At 65.5% G+C, this 17703-nt stretch carries 14 protein-coding genes; 3 read left to right on the top strand and 11 right to left on the bottom strand.

Annotation, left to right across the window (positions count from 1 at the left end; genetic code table 11):
- Positions 1–145: 145 nt before the first annotated feature.
- From PMI04_RS03440 to PMI04_RS03430, 3 genes are read right to left on the bottom strand one after another with little or no spacing between them, the layout of a single operon-like run.
- Positions 146–3718: an error-prone DNA polymerase gene (locus tag PMI04_RS03440; RefSeq protein ID WP_007713663.1), complete on the bottom strand. Its 3573-nt coding sequence runs from the start codon at positions 3716–3718 to the stop codon at positions 146–148.
- Positions 3715–5301: a DNA polymerase Y family protein gene (locus PMI04_RS03435; protein ID WP_037487128.1), complete on the bottom strand. Its 1587-nt coding sequence runs from the start codon at positions 5299–5301 to the stop codon at positions 3715–3717. Before PMI04_RS03435 ends, PMI04_RS03440 begins: the two co-directional genes overlap by 4 nt.
- Complete coding sequence (locus tag PMI04_RS03430) at positions 5204–6022, bottom strand: hypothetical protein (RefSeq protein WP_007713668.1); 819 nt, start codon at positions 6020–6022, stop codon at positions 5204–5206. Before PMI04_RS03430 ends, PMI04_RS03435 begins: the two co-directional genes overlap by 98 nt.
- 90 nt (positions 6023–6112) lie before the next feature.
- On the opposite strand from PMI04_RS03430, the gene PMI04_RS03425 reads away from it, so the two are divergent.
- Positions 6113–6868 carry an isocitrate lyase/phosphoenolpyruvate mutase family protein gene (locus PMI04_RS03425; protein ID WP_007713669.1) on the top strand — a complete coding sequence of 252 codons (756 nt, stop codon included), beginning with the start codon at positions 6113–6115 and terminating at the stop codon, positions 6866–6868.
- On the opposite strand, the gene PMI04_RS03420 is transcribed toward PMI04_RS03425, so the two are convergent.
- From PMI04_RS03420 to dapA, 7 genes are all read right to left on the bottom strand, one after another.
- On the bottom strand, positions 6865–7656 hold the full coding sequence (locus PMI04_RS03420) for a transglutaminase family protein (protein ID WP_007713671.1): 792 nt from the start codon (positions 7654–7656) through the stop codon (positions 6865–6867). The genes PMI04_RS03425 and PMI04_RS03420 overlap by 4 nt on opposite strands.
- 259 nt (positions 7657–7915) lie before the next feature.
- Positions 7916–8989, bottom strand: a complete 1074-nt coding sequence (gene recA, locus PMI04_RS03415; RefSeq protein ID WP_007713673.1) for a recombinase RecA — start codon at positions 8987–8989, stop codon at positions 7916–7918.
- A gap of 112 nt (positions 8990–9101) precedes the next feature.
- Positions 9102–9458 carry a response regulator gene (locus tag PMI04_RS03410; RefSeq protein ID WP_007713675.1) on the bottom strand — a complete coding sequence of 119 codons (357 nt, stop codon included), beginning with the start codon at positions 9456–9458 and terminating at the stop codon, positions 9102–9104.
- Between the two features lie 81 nt (positions 9459–9539).
- Positions 9540–11972 carry an ATP-binding protein gene (locus tag PMI04_RS03405; protein WP_283184848.1) on the bottom strand — a complete coding sequence of 811 codons (2433 nt, stop codon included), beginning with the start codon at positions 11970–11972 and terminating at the stop codon, positions 9540–9542.
- A 47-nt stretch (positions 11973–12019) separates the two neighbouring features.
- Positions 12020–12613, bottom strand: coding sequence for a DUF2062 domain-containing protein (locus tag PMI04_RS03400; protein WP_007715119.1), 594 nt, complete (start codon positions 12611–12613; stop codon positions 12020–12022).
- Between the two features lie 3 nt (positions 12614–12616).
- Positions 12617–13099 carry an SsrA-binding protein SmpB gene (gene smpB / locus PMI04_RS03395; protein ID WP_007715121.1) on the bottom strand — a complete coding sequence of 161 codons (483 nt, stop codon included), beginning with the start codon at positions 13097–13099 and terminating at the stop codon, positions 12617–12619.
- Between the two features lie 44 nt (positions 13100–13143).
- On the bottom strand, positions 13144–14022 hold the full coding sequence (gene dapA / locus PMI04_RS03390) for a 4-hydroxy-tetrahydrodipicolinate synthase (RefSeq protein WP_007715124.1): 879 nt from the start codon (positions 14020–14022) through the stop codon (positions 13144–13146).
- 99 nt (positions 14023–14121) lie between these two features.
- Between dapA and PMI04_RS03385 the strand changes: the two genes are divergently transcribed.
- The gene (locus PMI04_RS03385) at positions 14122–16194 is read left to right on the top strand and encodes a lytic transglycosylase domain-containing protein (protein ID WP_007715126.1); all 2073 of its coding nucleotides are present in this window, start codon (positions 14122–14124) and stop codon (positions 16192–16194) included.
- Between the two features lie 45 nt (positions 16195–16239).
- Positions 16240–16725 (top strand): transcription elongation factor GreB, encoded by a 486-nt coding sequence (gene greB / locus PMI04_RS03380; protein WP_007715127.1) that lies wholly within the window; start codon positions 16240–16242, stop codon positions 16723–16725.
- 100 nt (positions 16726–16825) lie between these two features.
- Here greB and PMI04_RS03375 read toward each other — a convergent pair whose 3' ends face one another.
- Complete coding sequence (locus tag PMI04_RS03375; RefSeq protein WP_007715128.1) at positions 16826–17698, bottom strand: LysR family transcriptional regulator; 873 nt, start codon at positions 17696–17698, stop codon at positions 16826–16828.
- Between the last annotated feature and the right edge of the window lie 5 nt (positions 17699–17703).

Genomic DNA, 17703 nt, shown 5'->3' with positions numbered 1-17703 from the left:
GGTCCATTCTGCGCAACGGGGGATGGCGAGCGCTAAATGGATCCCGGATCAAGTCTGGGATGACGGCGATTGCAAAGGCCGCTTGTGAGCGCAGCCATGGTGGAAACGAACGGCCAGACAATGGTCGCTAGCCACCCTTGCAATCTCAATGGAAGTCGCGCGATTTGGGGAGAATGCGCACGTCGCGGGGGTGGCGGGCGGCAGCGGGTGTGGCTTGGGACGGTTTACCATGCGACAGTTGGTTGAGGTCGGCGGTGCGGTCGTGGATGCGGCTGGCCATCAGATGGACCACGCCCTCCTTGCTGCGCTGCACCTCGCCCTCGACCAGCATCAGCCGGCTGGCCATGACCGGGCGGCGCTGCAGCTCGAACAGGCGCGCCCAGAGCAGGATATTGGTGATGCCGGTCTCATCCTCGATGGTGATGAAGACGGCATTGCCCTTGCCCGGACGCTGGCGCACCAGCACCACGCCGGCGGTGCGGACGCGGGTGCCGTTCTTCGCCGCGCTGGTCTGGGCGCAGCTCAGCACGCCTTCGGCGGCGAACACCGGGCGCAGGAACTGCATCGGATGGCCCTTGAGCGAGAGGCGGGTCACCGCATAATCGTCCATCACCTGTTCGGCGAGCGGCATGGCGGGTAGCATTGCGTCCGCCTCCTCCCCCAGTTCGCGCGCGGCCCGGTCGTGCCGGCGGGCGGCGGCGAACAGCGGCAGCTCGTCCGACGGGGTGCGGCGTGCTTCCCATAAAGCGGTGCGCCGGTCCTGTCCCAGCGAGCGGCAGGCATCGGCATCGGCCAGCAGCCGCAGCGCCCGCGCGGGCAGGCTGGCGCGCCGGGCCATATCCTCGATACTGGTGAAGAGGCCACCCTCCGCCCGTGCCGCCACCATCTGCGCCGCCCATTGTTCGCGGAAGCCGTCGACCTGACGCAGGCCAAGACGCAGCGCCAGCGCCCGGCCGCTCCCTTCGCCCTTGTCCGCGCGGCGGCTGCGCAACAGCGGTTCCAGACCATTGTCCCAGTCGCTCATATTGACGTCGACATCATGAATGGCGACGCCATGGTCGCGCGCGTCGCGGACCAGCTGGGCCGGGGCGTAGAAGCCCATCGGCTGGGAATTGAGCAGGGCGCAGGCGAAGATGGCGGGCTGGTGGCATTTGATCCAGGCCGAGACATAGACCAGCCGAGCGAAGGACAGGGCATGGCTTTCGGGGAAGCCATAGCTGCCAAACCCCTCGATCTGCTTGAAGCAGCGCGCGGCGAACTCCGCCTCATAGCCGCGCGCGGTCATGCCGTTGATCATCTTCTCACGGAAATGATGGATGGTGCCGACATTGCGGAAGGTTGCCATCGCGCGACGCAGTTGGTTGGCTTCGGATGAGGAAAAACCGGCCGCGACGATGGCCAGCTTCATCGCCTGTTCTTGGAACAGGGGGACGCCATAAGTGTCCTTGAGCAAATTTTTCAGCTCATCTGGCGGACCGAACGCGATATCGGGATCAGGATATTCGACTTTTTCTTCGCCGCATCGTCGTCGCAGATACGGATGCACCATATCACCTTCGATCGGCCCTGGCCGCACGATCGCCACCTGCACCGTCAGGTCATAAAGGTTGCGCGGTTTGAGACGGGGCAACATGTTGATCTGCGCCCGGCTCTCGACCTGGAAGACACCGATACTGTCTCCCTTGCAGAGCATGTCATAGACGGCCGGATCCCTGGATTGCAGATCGACGGTCAGGTCGTGGCGACCCAGCCCGTGCTGGTTCATCAGCGCATAGGCCCGGCGAATGCAGCTGAGCATTCCCAGCGCCAGCACATCGACCTTCATCAGATTCAGCGCGTCGATATCATCCTTGTCCCATTCGATGAAACTGCGGTCGGCCATGGCCGCATTGTGGATCGGCACGGTCTCGTCCAGCCGATCTTGGGTCAGCACGAAGCCGCCGACATGCTGGGACAGATGACGGGGGAAAGGCGCCTTGATCAATTGTTGGACCAAGGTGCGCAACCGCTGGATTTCGCCATTGTCGAGGGCAAAGCCGGCATCCACGAAGCGGGCATCGCCCAGATCGCCCGAGTAGCTGCCCCATACGGTCGCCGACAGGCGCATCACCACATCTTCGCTGAGGCCCAGCACCTTGGCGACTTCACGCAGCGCGCTGCGCGAGCGATAATGGATGACGGTCGCTGCTATGCCGGCACGCGCCCGGCCATAGCGGCGATAGATATATTGAATCACCTCCTCGCGCCGCTCATGCTCGAAATCGACGTCGATATCGGGCGGCTCGTTCCGCTCCTCCGAGACAAAGCGGGAAAAGAGCAGGTCATGCTCCATCGGATCGATTGATGTGACCCCGAGCAGGAAGCAGACGATGGAATTGGCGGCCGATCCGCGCCCCTGGCACAGGATTGGCGGCTTCTGCGCGCGGGCGAAGCGCACAAGATCATGCACGGTCAGGAAATAATAGGCGTAGTTCTGGCGTCGGATCAGGCGCAATTCCTGGCCGATCAGCGCACGCACCTTGGGCGGAAGCTGGCGGCCATAGCGCCGCCGGGCGCGCCGCCGCACCATATCCTCCAGCCAGGCGTCGGGCGACCAGCCCGCCGGCACCGGCTCATGCGGATATTCATAAGCGAGATCCTTCAGCGTGAAGTCGATCCCGTCGATGAAGCGGATCGTCTCGGCCAGGGCATCGGGGCAGACGGCAAACAGCCGGGCCATTTCCGTCGGCGATTTCATGTGGCGTTCGGCATTGGCCTGCAATCGGGTGCCCGCCGTTTTGAGTGTGACCCCTTCGCGGATGCAGGTCAGCACGTCCTGCAGCGGACGAGTGCCGGACGTCGCATAGAGAATATCGTTGGTCGCGATCAGTGGGATGCCGATGTCGCGCGACACCGCTTGCATCATGGCTACATGGCGGGCGTCTCGCCCCTGATAGCGCATCGATAGCCCCAGCCATACGCGGTCGGGCATCCTTTCTTGCAATTGCCGCGCGGCCTCCTGCCAACTGGGTGGCGAGGCGGGCGGGACAAGCCGCAAATGCCGGGATGGCACGGGGGCAGCATCATCCTCGAACGCATAATCGGGCGGCGCGTCATGCTCCTGCTGCGCCTGCGCCGTGGACAAAGGCAGGATGATCATGCGCCAGTCGTCGAGATAATCGAGCAGGTCGGCAAAATGCAGGATGCAATCGCCCTTGATCGCCTTGATATTGCCCTTGGTCAGCAATCGGGTCAGCTTCCCCCAGCCTTGTCGCGACGCGGGGTAGACGATGATGTCGGGAGTGCCGTCGACAAAGACCAGTCGGGCACCGACAATCAGGCGCAGGTCGGTTTCGCACCCCGCTTCCTCTTCGGGCGTCAGGCTTTCGGGTTCGCCCCGCGCCTTCTTGTCCTCTAGCAGCTTGGTCCGTGCTGTTTCCGGTGCGTCGCGCAGCGCGACATAGGCGCGGACCACCCCGGCGACGCTGTTGCGATCGGCAACGCCGATGGCCTTGAAACCCAGAGCGATCGCTTCCCCCACCAGATCGGCGGGATGGGATGCGCCATGGAGGAAGCTGTAATTGCTGATCGCGACCAGTTCGGCGAAGGGCGGTTCGGCCGGTGCCGAGCGCGGCAGGGCGGGTTTCGTTTTTTCTCGCGCTGCCTCGATCGCGTTCAATTCGCGCCGGTCGATCGATCGGGGTTTGGCGGGATCGGGCGGCGGGCGCCGGCCGCTCATGCGAACAGGCCATGGATATACCAGCCGGGATGGATCGTTTCGACACCATAAAGGCCGTGGCGGAAAATCCAGTAGCGGCGGCCGCGGGCATCCTCGACCCGATAATAGTCGCGGGTGCGGCCGGTGCTTTCGCCCTCGATCGCGCCATCCTTGGCCTGCCACCATTCCGGTGCGATCCGTTCCGGCCCCTCGAATCGGGTGACTTCATGCAGGGTGCGGCGCCAGCGGAAGCGGTGGGGCGGACCGTCGGGGACTTCCGCGATCACATCGATCGGCTGGGGCGGATCGAACAGATGGAGCGGGCGCATCGGCGGGTCGCCGGGTTCACCGACCGGCGCCCAGCCTTCGGGCGCGCGATGTTCGACCGCCGGCAGCGCCAGCTGCGCCTGTTCGGGAATATGGCTGTCGCGCGGTTCCAGCCGCTGGATGCGCACGCGCCCGGCGCGGATCGACAGGCGATCGACCAGCGCCTCCACGCCCTCGCTCTTGCGCGCTTCGCCCCCTTCGAGCGCGAGCTGGGTCGGCGCCATCGGATCGGCACGCGGCACGGTGAGGCGCAGCATGTCGAAGCCGAAGCCGGGGTCGAGCGGGTCGGACAGGCTGTCGATCCGTTCCTGGAACAGGCGCATGATCGCGGGCGCGTCGCGGATCGGCAGGCTCGTTTCGACCCGGATCGGGAAGGCAAGGCCGTCGCTGCGGAAGAAGACCGCCTCGAACCGGCGACCGCCCTGGCCGCGCTCGGCCAGTTGTTCGCCCGCTTCCGCCGCCATCTCCGCGACGACCTTGATCGCATGGGCGCTGCTGCCCATCGGTTCGGCAAAGCGCCGTTCGACCCGGATCGCCGGGCGCGGGCGGCGGGGGGCCAGCGGGCGATGGCCCAGGCCCAGCAGCGCATGGAGCGCATCGACCGCCTCTTCCCCGAAGCGGGCGGCGAGCGCGGCGGCTGGGCGCGCGGCGAGATCGCCGACGGTGCGCAGTCCCGCCCGGCGCAGCGCCACCGCGCTCTCCGCCTCCAGCTCCAGCGCCTCGACCGGCAGGCGGCGCACGGCTGCATCCTCGTCCGGCGCGGGGGCGGCGGGGAAACGGGCGAGCGCATGGGCGGCCTCGGGCGATGCGGCGATGGCGTGGCGCACGCGCATGCCATGCCGTTCCAGCCGGTCGGTCGCGGCCTGCACCAGTTCCGCCTCGCCATCCCACAGATGGGCGCAGCCGCTGATGTCGAGCATCAGGCCATGACCGGTGTCGAGTGCGGCATTGGGGGTATAGCGGGCACAGCCGTCGCACAGCCGCTCCAGCCAGTCCTGGTCGCCATGGGGATCGGCCTCGAACACGCGCAGCTCCGGCTCGCGGGCGCGGGCATCTGCCAGCGTCATGCCGGGGGTGAGGCCCGCCGCCAGCGCATCGGCGTCGAGCGTCGCGAGCCGCATCGCGCCACGGACATTTTCCACCACCACCGCCGGCGCATCGCCCTGCGCCGCCCAGAGATCAGGCCGCGCGATCCGCAGCCGATCGATCGGCAGGAAGGGGAACCAGAGCGCCAGATAGCGGTGCGCCGTCCTGCTGTCCGTCCTGTCCATGCTCATGGCGTTCATGCCGTCCGTCTCCAAAAGCCCCCTTCTCGCCATCCCACACCAGCCGCCAGGCCAGCCCGTCCGGCCCCGCCCGTCGCCGCAACAGGCTGAGGGCGAAGGCGCTGTGCCCCGGCGCATTGCCGGGTAGCGGATCGGACGGAGCGGCCGCCACCTGCCAGCGGGTTTCCGCGGCGCTGGGCACCGGATCGCCGCCGACCCGCAGCAGGAAGGCAGTGACGCCCGAGTGTTCGGCGGCCAGCGCCAGCCGCCGGCTGGCAGTGAGGTCGAGCAGCGGCGCGCGGCCGCGCAATTCGATCAGCAGCGCGCCGAGGGCGGGGCAACGCAGCCCCTCCACCGCCGCGCGCAACAGCATCGCGTCATCGGCCATCAGCCCGATCAGCAGCCGGGCCGGGTCCAGCCCCAGCGCCGCGAGGCCGGGGCCATAAGGCGATCCGCCGACCTTGGCCGATGCGGTTGTGCGCAGCCAGAGCAGGGGCGCGTCATCCGCCGCCAGCCGGGCGAGGATCAGCGCCAGCCCGGCCGCCGCCCCTTCCTCCTCCGCCGCGCCGAACAGTTCATGCACGCGCCCGCGCATGAGGCCGCCGTCGAGCGCCGCGTCCAGCCCGGTATGACCGGTCGCAAGCCGGGCACAGCCGACCGTCGGCGCTGGCGTCCGGTCCAGCGCCGCGATATGCCGCTTCAGCGCGGCGAGACTTTTGATCGACTCGCTCATTGCATTTGTTCCTGATATGTTCTTATTTCACGCCATTGGCTGCCCGAGTCAATCCGCTTGCCAATCCAGAGGACAAAGAAGGATTTCCTAATGACCGACACCGCCCGCAAACGCGCCGATTTCCGTGCCCTGCATCAGGATGGTTTCTTCCTGCTGCCCAATGCCTGGGACGCGGGCAGCGCGGTCCGACTGGCGAAGCTGGGCTTTCGCGCGATCGCGTCGACCAGTGCCGGCGCGGCCTGGGCAGCGGGCAAGGATGACGGCGAACTGAGCCGCGACGCGGTGCTGGCGCATCTGGAGTTGCTGGTCGCGGCGACCGACCTGCCGGTCAATGCCGATTTCGAAAATGGCTTCGCCGATGCGCCGGAGGATGTCGCCGCCAATGTGACGCTGGCGGCGCAGACCGGCATTGCGGCCCTGTCGATCGAGGACTGGTCGGGCAGCGCCCTCTATGACCTGCCGCTGGCGGTGGAGCGGATCACGGCCGCGCGCGAAGCGATCGACCGGGTCGATCCGGCGCTGATGCTGGTTGGACGCAGCGAGAATTTCCGCGTGCCCGGCATGGCGCCGAGCGAGAGCATCGCCCGCGCCGTCGCCTATGCGGAGGCGGGGGCCGACTGCCTGTTCGTGCCCTTCCTGCTGGACCATGGCGCCGTCGCCGAACTGCTCGCGGCGGTCGCGCCCAAGCCGGTCAATGTCGTCATCCATGACTATGACACGGCCGGCATCGCCGCGCTGGCGGCGCTGGGCGTGCGCCGTTGCAGCATCGGCGCCAGCCTGGCCCAGATCAGCTGGGCGGCGTTCGACGATGCGGCCGCGCGGCTGAAGGCAGCCGAACCGGCCTAGCCATCCTCCGTTATTCTGGTCACCTGGATCGACTGGGCATTCATCTGTGCGCCGCCGAAGATTGTCATGAAGGCTATGTCGGTGGCGTCGCGGCCAACCGCGATGCGGACCATGCCATCGATCGGCGCAAGTCCCGTGGCATCGACCAGATGCCAGGCTCCATCCAGCCATACTTCCACCACGGCATGGAAATCAGGCGGATCGAGGTCGGCAGCATAGACCGACACAAGCCGTGCCGGAATGTCGCGCGATCGAATCAGCGCAGCGGTCAGATGCGCAAAGTCGCGGCACACGCCCCGTTGGGCGACGAACGTGTCGGCCGCCGTGGTGGTGATATCCGAACTGCCGGGCACATATTGCAGATTGTCATGCACCCAGCCGACCAGCGCCTGCACCAGGGCGCCGCCATCCAACCCCTGAAAATGACTGCAGACGAAGCTGACAAAGCGGTCCGCCTCGCAATAGCGGCTGGGCCAGATGAAGGGCAGCACGTCCTGCGGCAAGCTGGGCAGTGGCGCCTTGGCAAGCATGAACAGGTCTGGCGGCGTGCGGGCCACATCGACCAACGCCTTGTAACGGCTGAGCATCCGGCCCGTACCGCTGCGCGTCCAGGTCCGTCGGCCAATCGCGCTGCCCCCCATCAGATTGGTCAGCGGCCCGGCATTGTCGATGATATGGGACTGTTCGACAATATGCTGATCCGCCATCGCAGCCGCCTCCACCGCCAGCAGAACATCGGTTGGTTCAGCAAATTCATAATCAAGGGTCGCTTCGATCGCGAGACGCATGCGGGATCTTTCTATAAAGGCGCGCCCGATTTGATCGTGCGACTCGCCATATGTTCATCCTGACGATGTTGCAGCGCGAAGTCCCGTACCGGCTGAGCAGAATCTGTCGCAGAGCGTCCGGCCAGATCCCCTCATCACAACGGTAAAAGGCCCGCTGCGCCGGATCGGGCAACGGGCCTTTTCAGTGCGTGAAACCAAGGCGGGCGGTATCACGGGATCATGGCGTCCGGTTGATCTGGCCGGGCGCCGCACGCCCCGCTTATTCGCCGTCATCCTCCGCTTCGGGTCCGGTCATCATCCCTTCGGCAACCTCTTCGGTCTTACCACGGATCGCCTTTTCCAGACGCACCGCCATTTCGGGATGTTCCTTGAGATAGGTCTTGGCGTTTTCGCGACCCTGACCGATGCGGACCGAGTCATAGGAGAACCAGGAGCCCGATTTTTCGACAATGCCGGCCTTGACGCCAATGTCGAGAATTTCGCCGAGCTTGGAAACGCCCTCGCCATACATGATGTCGAACTCGACCTGCTTGAAAGGCGGAGCGACTTTGTTCTTGACCACCTTCACCCGGGTCGTGTTGCCGACAATGTCGTCACGATCCTTGATCTGGCCGGTGCGCCGGATGTCCAGGCGAACCGAGGCATAGAATTTGAGCGCATTGCCGCCGGTCGTGGTTTCCGGATTGCCGTACATCACGCCGATCTTCATGCGCACCTGGTTGATGAAAATCACCATGCACTTGGAACGCGAGATAGAGCCGGTCAGCTTGCGAAGCGCCTGGGACATGAGACGCGCCTGCAGGCCGACATGGCTGTCGCCCATTTCGCCCTCGATTTCCGCGCGCGGCACCAGGGCGGCCACCGAGTCCACCACCAGCACATCAATGGCATTGGAGCGGACCAGCGTGTCCACAATCTCCAGCGCCTGCTCACCGGTATCAGGCTGCGACACGATCAGTTCGTCGATGTCGACGCCCAGTTTCTTGGCATAGCCGGGATCAAGCGCATGTTCGGCGTCGACAAAGGCGGCAGTACCGCCAGCCTTCTGCGCCTCGGCAATGGCATGCAGCGCGAGCGTCGTCTTGCCCGAGCTTTCGGGGCCGTAAATCTCGATGATGCGGCCCTTGGGCAGGCCACCGATGCCGAGCGCGATGTCGAGTCCGAGCGAGCCGGTCGAAATCGCTTCGATCTCGATCTTTTCACGCGAGCCCAGCTTCATGGCGGAACCCTTGCCGAAGGCGCGATCGATCTGGGCGAGCGCCGCCTCCAATGCCTTTTGTCTGTCCATTGTCCCCGTCTTCTTGGAATCTATGAGTGAGAGCATTGCGGTCATCGGCCTATCCCCTGTCAAGCGGATCGCGTCGATTCTCTCGGCGCCTGCCCATGATGTATCCCCTTTGTTCCACAAGAACAAGAGGGGAACGGAAATTTCCTATTTCCCTCTTTCAGTCGGCCAGAACCTTGCCCAGCGCACGCTCCACCGCACCGATGGTAAAGGGCTTGGCCAGGGTTGGCCGATCAGCATGGACGGGCGGCAAATCATCCGCCATGCCCCCGGTCGCAAACACGAAGGGTATCGCCCGCTGTGCCAATATGTCGGCCACGGGCCAGCTCTTCTCCCCCTGCAGATTGCAATCGAGTAGCGCCGCATCAAACCCACCCTCGCGGGCATGCGCGCAGGCCTCATCAACCGATGCTGCCACCGCATGTAGCCGATAGCCCAACGCATCGAGATAATCTTCCAGCATCATGCCGATCATCGCTTCATCCTCGACGATCAGGATGGATTTGCTGTCGGCCATGCTGCGGTCCCCGTGATTTGCGCCCTTCGCTAAACAAAGAGCAAAGCCTTGCCCAGCATAATCGCCTGGGCGCCAAGAAGTTCATTCCGGCGCCGGCACCGTGCCCAGTGCATCCCGTGCCGCTTCCGCCAACTGGTTGACGGAAAATGGCTTGGGCAGGAAGGCGACGTTGGCGATATCGATCGACTTGCGCAATTGTTCCTCGGCATAGCCCGACATGAACAGCACGGGGAGGTCAGGGAAATTGCGGCGCGCGCGCGCCACCATGGATGGACCATCCATATTGGGCATGACCACGTCGGAGATCAGCAGGTCGATCTTCTCACCGCCGGCCAGAACTTCCAGTCCCTGCTCACCATCGCTGGCGGTCAACACCTTATAGCCCTGGCGTACCAGCGCCCGTTCGGCAACGGCCCGCACCATATCCTCGTCCTCGACCAGCAGCACCGTGCCGGTTCCCCATGTCTCGCTGCGTTTGACCGGCGCCTTTGCCCTGCTGGCGGCCTGTTCCGCATCCGCGTCGGCGCCGGCATAGACGGGCAGGTAGATGACGAAACTGGCGCCGCGTCCGAGTTCCGATTCGGCGAAGATATAACCGCCCGACTGCTTGACGATACCATAGACGGTGGACAGGCCCAGCCCCGTCCCCTTGCCCAGTTCCTTGGTGGTGAAGAAGGGCTCGAAAATCTTGGATAGGATGTCGGGCGGGATACCAAGGCCGGTATCGGACACACGCAGCGCGGTATAATCGCCCACCGGCAGGATTTGCTGGCGCATGTCACGCACCTTGTTAGCGGGCACGCCATAGGTCTGGATATTGAGCGTGCCGCCTTCGGGCATGGCATCGCGCGCATTGACCGCCAGATTCACGATCACCTGTTCGAGCTGGCCCGGGTCGGCGCGCACGGCGCCCAGGTTGCGGCCATGGCTGACATCCAGCTTCACCTTCTCGCCGAGCAGGCGCTTGAGCAGGTTCGATACGTCGGCGACGATGTCGGGCAGTTGCAGCACCTGTGGCCGCAGCGTCTGCTGACGCGAAAAGGCCAGCAACTGGCGAGTCAGACCCGCCGCGCGATTGCTGTTCGACTTGATCTGCTGGATATCGTCATAATCGCTGTCGCCCGGCGTATGGCGCATCAGCATCAGGTCGCAATGGCCGATGATGGCGGTCAGGATATTGTTGAAGTCATGGGCAACGCCGCCGGCCAGTTGGCCGATCGCCTGCATCTTCGTTGCCTGCGCCACCTGCCGTTTGAGCTTGCTCTCCTCGCTATTGTCCTTGAGGCTGAGCAGCACCGCCGCCTCCCCCAGGCCGCGCACGCCGGCCAGGCTGAGCGCGATCGGTTCTTCGGGCTGATCGCGCATGCGCACCGCGATATCGCCCGACATTTGCGGCCCCACGGCAAAGCGGCGCACCGCATCGGCCACCGCCGCCTGATCCTCGCGCACCACCAGGTCGCCAGGATAGCTGGGCTTGTCGCCCCCTTTCAGCCCGGCCGCCCGGGCAAAGGCATTGTTGACGAACAGCACACGCCCGTCGCGATCGGCCATCGCCAGACCGAACGGCAAGAGCGACAACAAGGTTTCGATATAGGACAGCGCCGACGTACCGCCGCCGCCGGCCGGCTCGTCGATCAGCAGCAGCAGCATCGGGCCGTCCTGCGCGCCATTCTGCATCCCGCCCGGCTGGCTCGCCCGGCGCAGCGGCACCTGCAGCAAGCGCAGCGGCAGGCCGCCGCTCTCCTCGCGCGCCAGGAACAGCCGTCCCTTGTCATCCACCCGCATATGGGCGGCAAAATCACGGCCGGTGATATTGGCATCGATGCGCCCCGCCGCGCGCAACAGGAAGGCACCGTTTGCAGCACGAATGCGCCCTTCGCCGCCGATCATCACGCCCATGATGCCCGCTTCGCCCAACTGGCGCCCCGCCTCGCCGGTCAACAGGCGATGGACATCATCCAAGGCGCTCGGCTGGCGCACAGGGGTGAAGCGCCACAGCAGATAGTCTTCCGACCGGCCCGTTCGCGCAATGTCGATATCCAGGCGCAAGGCGCCATGGGCAATGCCTTCGACCTTTGCCTCGCCGTCGCGCCAGGCCGCCCGCGCCGCCGCGGTCAGGTTGTCCGTCAACACCATGTCGGCCGTAACGGCAGGCGGTGAAGGATAGCCGGCGAACCATTCGCCAAACAGATCGCTGGCACAAACGAGCCGCCCGCCCCGGTCCGTGACGGCGATCGCCATGCTGGAAGCATCTGCAGCGGCGCGGGCGACGGTCCAGTCAGGTACGGCATCGCGGTCCGAAATCTGCGCAGGATAAAGCCGTCGATACCAGGCCAGCAAAGCGGCGATGGTGACGACGGTCGCGGCGAAACCCGCCGCCAGCGCCCAGTCACCAATGGCATAGAGCACGATCGCCGCCGACAGCAGCGCAGCCAATATCAGCAGCGGCAGGAAGGCGCGGGATGGCGGCGGTGCCATCCACGCATCATCATCCCTTTTTACCCGCGCGGCCATGCCCGGCGCCCCCTTAAGCCTTTACAATGGAACCATGACGCCATCCGTCAGATCGGAGCGACTTCTTCCAATGCGCCGCTTTCGGTGCGCTTGCCAATCCTCAATTTACGCGCCTGCCACTTACGACCCATGCGACGGCGCCAGAACCAGTCGGCACTGACATAGCCGACGACGGCACAGGCAAGCGAGATGAGGAAGAGGCCCAGCAACATGGCCGGCGCGGCTTCGGAAAAAAGCCAGGCACACCATTGGCCGATCGAGGCATGGCCGTCGACCAGGGCCATGAAGCCGGAGGCATCGGCGCTGCGGCCCAGTATCCAATTGCCCAGCCACACCGATGCCATCAGGATCAGCGGGGTGGTGGCCGGGTTGGACAGGAAAGTCATGGCCGCAGCCACCGGAATGTTGGCGCGAAACGGCAGGGCGAAGAGCGCCGCGCCGGCAATCTGGACGCCCGGGATCAGCAGGAAGATACCGACGAACAGGCCGAGCGCCACGCCGCGCGGCACCGACCGGCGGGTGAAGCGCCACAGCGAAGGTTCCAGCACACGGTGGGCGACGGGGGCGAGGACGCGGCTCTTCTCCAGCGATTCACGGGTCGGCGCATTGGCGTGCCACCAGCGGGAGAAGCGATTGTCCATGGATTAGCCGTGCGCTTTCATAATGCGCTGCTGATCGCGCTTCCAGTCGCGGTCCTTGATGGTGTCGCGCTTGTCGTGATTCTGCTTGCCCTTGGCCAGGGCCAATTCGATCTTGGCGCGCCCCGTGCTGTTGAAATAGACCATCAGCGGCACCAGCGTCATGCCCTTGCGCGACACGGCGCTGTGCATCTTCTCGATCTCGCGCTCGTGCAGCAGCAGCTTGCGGACCCGCTTGGGCTCGTGATTTTCGCGGTTGCCATGGCTATATTCGGGGATGTTGCTGTTCACCAGGAACACCTGGTTGCCCTTCACCTCGGCATAGCTTTCGGCGATGTTGCCCTCGCCCGCGCGCAGCGCCTTCACCTCGGTGCCCTGCAGCGCGATGCCGGCCTCGAACACGTCCTCGATGAAATAATCGAAACGGGCGCGCCGGTTCTCGGCGACGATCTTCTTCTTGTCGAAGGTTGCGGGGCGGGGGCGGGCCATGTTCTGCTGCTTAACTCAATTCATCATATAGGGACGCCGGCGCGTCAAACCAGACCGGCGATCTCCAGCGCGCGATCGACCGCCGAACGACTCGATTCCGATGGCCAGGTAATCGGCAGCCGAAGCTCGCCGGGCATGTCGGGCCGTACGCGGGTAAGCGCATATTTGACAGGCCCGGGTGAAGAATCGCTGAACAGCGCGTCATGCAGGGGATAGAGACGATCCTGCAGCGCCAGGGCACCATCCCAATCATGCGCGGCGCAGGCCGCCTGAAAATCGGCGACCAGGCGCGGCGCGACATTGGCGGTGACCGAAATACAGCCCCGGCCACCCATCGCGTTGAATCCAAGCGCGGTTTCGTCATTCCCCGAAAGCTGGCAGAAATCCGGGCCGCAGGCGAGGCGCTGCGCGGTGACCCGCCCCAGATTCCCGGTGGCATCCTTGATCCCGACGATCGACTGATATTCCTGGCGTAGCCGGTGCATCACCGGCACGCCGATATCGGTGATCGTGCGGCTGGGAACATTATAGAGTATGATCGGCAGGTCGCAGCGCTGCGCCAGATAGGCGAAATGCTGATAGACGCCATCCTGATTGGGCTTGTTGTAATAGGGGGCGACGACCAGCGCCGCGTCGGCGCCAGCGGCCTGCGCCGCATACATATGTTCCAGCGCGATGCGGGTGTCGTTCGATCCGCAACCGGCGATCACGGGCACGCGGCCGGCCGCCTGGTCGACGCAGATGGCGATGACGCGATTATGCTCCTCGACCGTCATGGTCGCGCTTTCGCCGGTGGTGCCGCAGGGAACCAGCGCGCTCGACCCTTCCTCGATCTGCCAGTCGACCAGGGCGCGGAAGGCGGCCTCGTCCACCGCTCCGTCGCGGAAAGTGGTCACCAGGGCTGGAATCGACCCGGAAAACATCATTAAACTCCTTCAATTCTCCGGGCGACCGGGGCATGATCGGGCAAGCGGCGCGCTATAGCGCGTCATTCAGGGCCTGATAAGGATGCAATAGCGATTATGTCCAGCATGCCGAAGCCCGGAACTGTCGAAAGTTACCTGATCCGCATGCCTGTCATTGCTTTATTGCTCGCAACCGCCGGTGCCGGCGCCCAGACCGAAACCCCCACCGTCTATGCCCAGGCGATGGTGCAGCCCCTGCCGGGCCAGCCGGGCTCGACTCAGCCCAGCGCCTGGAATCAGGCAGCAAGCCGGGTCGGCATGCCGTCCGATCCCTCGATCGCCGGCACGATCAGCCAATGGCGCGCCTTGCAGCAGAGCGATGGCCTGGGCTTTTCCACCTATGCCAGCTTCATCGTCGCCAATCCCGGCTGGCCGGGCGAGGACCGGATGCGGCGGCTGGCCGAGACCGGGATCAACCCCGACAGCTTTGATCCGCGCCAGGTGACGGCGTTCTTCGCGCGCTTCCCGGCGCGCACCGCGACCGGCCATGCGCGCAATGCGGTGGCGCTGATGCAGCTGGGCCGGATGGACGAGGCGCGGGTCGCCGCGCGCACGGCCTGGATCACCGGCACGCTGAGCCCGACCGACGAAGCGCGGCTTTTGTCGCTGTTCGGATCGGGCTTTACCGTGGCCGACCATGACCAGCGCGCCGACGTGTTGCTGTGGAGCAATGATACGATCGGCGCGATGCGCATGCTGGCCTATGTCAGCCCGGCCCGCCGCCCGATCTATGACGCGCGCATCGCCTTTCGTCAGAAGTCGCCGGACGCCGCGATCAAGATGCAGACGGCCGAACCGATCGGCGGCGCCAGCGATGCGGGCTTCATCGCCGACAAGGCGACCTGGCTGCTCAACAGCGGCAACTGGATCGCCGGGCGTCAATATCTGGCCAACCGCCAGCTGCTGAGCTTCCGCCCCGGCAATGCCGAAAAATGGTATGAGGCCCTGCTGACCCAGGCACGGTCCGCTGCGAACGACAGCCAGTGGAGCTTTGCCTATGGCATCGCCAGCAAGCTGGACGACGCCTATGCGCCGGGCACCGACGTATCGACCCGGCCGATCGGCGAGCGCGACGATTATACCAGTCTTGCCTGGCTGGCGGGCACGACCGCCTTCTACAATCTCAACCGGCCGACCGATGCGGTGGCGATGTTCCGCCGCTATGCCACCGGCGGCAAGTCGCCCCAGGTCCAGGCCAAGGGCTATTATTGGGCCGGTCGCGCCGCATTGCAGGCGGGCGATGCCGCCAGCGCCAACAGCTATTTCAATCAGTCGGCGCAATTCCCCGATCAATATTATGGCCAGCTCGCGCTGGAGCGGCTGGGCCGGCCGGTGCCGCCGCCGCCCGAACGGGCGGTGTCGATTTCGGCCTCCGAACGGGCCGAGTTCAACAACCGGTCAGTGGTGCGCGCGGCCAAGGCGCTGGGCCAGATGGGCTATTGGGAGGACCAGAGCAAGTTCGTCCGCGCCATCGCCAATGGCGCCGACAGCGATGGCGACCATTTCCTGGCCGCCGAACTGGCGCAGAATCTGGGTCGCCCCGACATGGGCGTGATGGTCGGCCGCCGGGCTGTGTCCAACGGCCTGACCGGCTATGGCGCCAGTGCCTTCCCGCGCGTGCCGGTGCCGCCGACGGCGCAATATAACTGGACGATGGTCCATGCGATCGCACGGCAGGAAAGCCAGTTCGACAAGCAGATCGTCAGCCATGCCGGCGCGCGCGGCCTGATGCAGCTGATGCCGGGCACGGCGCGGGAGCAAGCGGGCAAGCTGGGCCTGAGCTATGACGCCGGTTCGCTCAATGATCCCAGCTACAACATCATGCTGGGGTCGGGCTATTTCCAGCGCATGCTGGACTATTATGGCGGCAGCTATCCGCTCGCCGTCGCCGCCTATAATGCCGGGCCGGGCAATGTGAACCGCTGGATCGCCGCCAATGGCGACCCGCGCCTGCCGGGCGCCGACATGCTGCGCTGGATCGAGCAGATCCCGATCTTCGAGACGCGCAACTATGTCCAGCGGGTGCTGGAAAATGCCGTCGTCTATGAGGCGATGAACCCGGAACGGGCCAAGTTCAAGGGCAGCAATGCGGTGCTCAGCCGCTATCTGGGCAAGCAGACGCCGGGCTGATCTTTCCGGTTTGCGCGTCGGGCAAGGCTGTGGATAAGGGGCGGCATGACCACGCCCTATCCCAATTATATCAGCCCCGAGGGCTTTGCGAAGCTGCGCGCCGAATATGACCATCTGCTGGGCGTCGAGCGGCCGCGCATCGTCGAGGTGGTGAGCTGGGCGGCGGGCAATGGCGACCGCAGCGAAAATGGCGACTATCTCTATGGCCGCAAGCGGATGCGCGAGATTGACGGCCAATTGAAGCGCCTGTCGAAGAAGATGAAGGACGCCAAGGTCGTCGACCCGCGCCAGCAGCCCGACAAGGGTCGGGTCTATTTCGGCGCGACCGTCACCATCGCCGACGAGGATGATAATCATCGCACCGTGACGATCGTCGGCAATGACGAGGCCGATGCCGGCGCCGGCCGGATCGGCTGGGGATCCCCGATCGCCCGTGCCCTGCGCGGGGCGGCCATCGGCGACCTGCGCCGGGTGCATCTGCCCGCCGGCGAGAAGGAATATGAGGTGATGGCGATCAGCTATCCGCAATAGGATTATGATAGCTTAACTTCCCATATTTCCCGCACATTTCGACATAGAATTTCCAACCCCCATAACATCCTTGCGCGGGCCGCCCCCATCATAGGGGCGATCAGCCCTGTAGGACAGCATCCGCCAGCCAGGCGCGGAAGGCGGCCATGGCGGGGCTGTCGGGGCGGGACAACAGGCGGGTGAGCCAATAGCCGCCGACATCGACGCTCTCAGGAAAAGGCTGAACCAGCCGCCCGGCCTGCAAATCGGCGGCGAACATCGCGACCGGGGCGAGCGCGACGCCAAGACCTGCCCGGGCCGCCTCCACCATCAGCATCGAGGTATCGAACATCGGCCCGCGCAGCGGCGGGCACGGCGCCCCGGCGGCGGCGAACCAGCGCGGCCATTCGTCGGCGCGATAGGAGCGCAGCAGCGGCTCGCGCGCGAGCGCGGCGGGATCGGCCAGGCGGGCGGCGAGAGCGGGCGTACAGAGCGGAGCGAGCGGCGCGCGCAGGATCGGCTGGGCATGGGTGCCGTGCCAGGCGCCCTCGCCAAAGCGGATCGCCAGGTCCAGCCCCTCGCCGGCCAGGTCGACCCGGTTATTGTTGGTCATCAGCCGCAGATCGACATGGGGACAGGCCCTGGCGAAATCGGCGAGGCGCGGCAGCAGCCAGCCGCCGGCGAAGGTGCCGACCACGCCCAGCGTCAGCACTTCATGCAGCCGGCCGCCCTCGATCCGTTCCAGCGTGCCGCCGACCCGGTCGAACGCATCGACCAGGACCGGGAGCAGTGCAAGCCCCTCGTCGGTCAGAGCGAGGCCGCGCGGCAGGCGGCGGAACAGCGGCGCGCCGATCCGCGCCTCCAACTGCGCGACCTGCTGGCTGACCGCGCCCTGGCTGACGCAGAGTTCCAGGCCGGCGCGGGTGAAGCTGAGATGCCGGGCGGCGGCCTCGAAGGCGCGCAGGGCATTGAGCGGCAATTGGGCGCGATCCATGGCAA

Source organism: Sphingobium sp. AP49 (assembly GCF_000281715.2).
Classification (GTDB): Bacteria; Pseudomonadota; Alphaproteobacteria; order Sphingomonadales; family Sphingomonadaceae; genus Sphingobium.
The sequence above is the reverse complement of the archived record's forward strand: the minus strand, read 5'-3'. Positions and strand labels throughout refer to the sequence as shown.

Excerpts from the sequence above, each read along its gene's own strand:
- PMI04_RS03425 (WP_007713669.1), top strand. The coding sequence starts at position 6,113 with ATGACCGACACCGCCCGCAAACGCGCCGATTTCCGTGCCCTGCATCAG.
- PMI04_RS03405 (WP_283184848.1), bottom strand. The coding sequence starts at position 11,972 with ATGGCCGCGCGGGTAAAAAGGGATGATGATGCGTGGATGGCACCGCCG.
- recA (WP_007713673.1), bottom strand. The coding sequence starts at position 8,989 with ATGACCGCAATGCTCTCACTCATAGATTCCAAGAAGACGGGGACAATG.
- PMI04_RS03400 (WP_007715119.1), bottom strand. The coding sequence starts at position 12,613 with ATGGACAATCGCTTCTCCCGCTGGTGGCACGCCAATGCGCCGACCCGT.
- PMI04_RS03385 (WP_007715126.1), top strand. The coding sequence starts at position 14,122 with ATGTCCAGCATGCCGAAGCCCGGAACTGTCGAAAGTTACCTGATCCGC.
- PMI04_RS03440 (WP_007713663.1), bottom strand. The coding sequence starts at position 3,718 with ATGAGCGGCCGGCGCCCGCCGCCCGATCCCGCCAAACCCCGATCGATC.
- PMI04_RS03430 (WP_007713668.1), bottom strand. The coding sequence starts at position 6,022 with ATGAGCGAGTCGATCAAAAGTCTCGCCGCGCTGAAGCGGCATATCGCG.
- PMI04_RS03435 (WP_037487128.1), bottom strand. The coding sequence starts at position 5,301 with ATGAGCATGGACAGGACGGACAGCAGGACGGCGCACCGCTATCTGGCG.
- dapA (WP_007715124.1), bottom strand. The coding sequence starts at position 14,022 with ATGTTTTCCGGGTCGATTCCAGCCCTGGTGACCACTTTCCGCGACGGA.
- greB (WP_007715127.1), top strand. The coding sequence starts at position 16,240 with ATGACCACGCCCTATCCCAATTATATCAGCCCCGAGGGCTTTGCGAAG.
- PMI04_RS03375 (WP_007715128.1), bottom strand. The coding sequence starts at position 17,698 with ATGGATCGCGCCCAATTGCCGCTCAATGCCCTGCGCGCCTTCGAGGCC.
- PMI04_RS03410 (WP_007713675.1), bottom strand. The coding sequence starts at position 9,458 with ATGGCCGACAGCAAATCCATCCTGATCGTCGAGGATGAAGCGATGATC.
- PMI04_RS03420 (WP_007713671.1), bottom strand. The coding sequence starts at position 7,656 with ATGCGTCTCGCGATCGAAGCGACCCTTGATTATGAATTTGCTGAACCA.
- smpB (WP_007715121.1), bottom strand. The coding sequence starts at position 13,099 with ATGGCCCGCCCCCGCCCCGCAACCTTCGACAAGAAGAAGATCGTCGCC.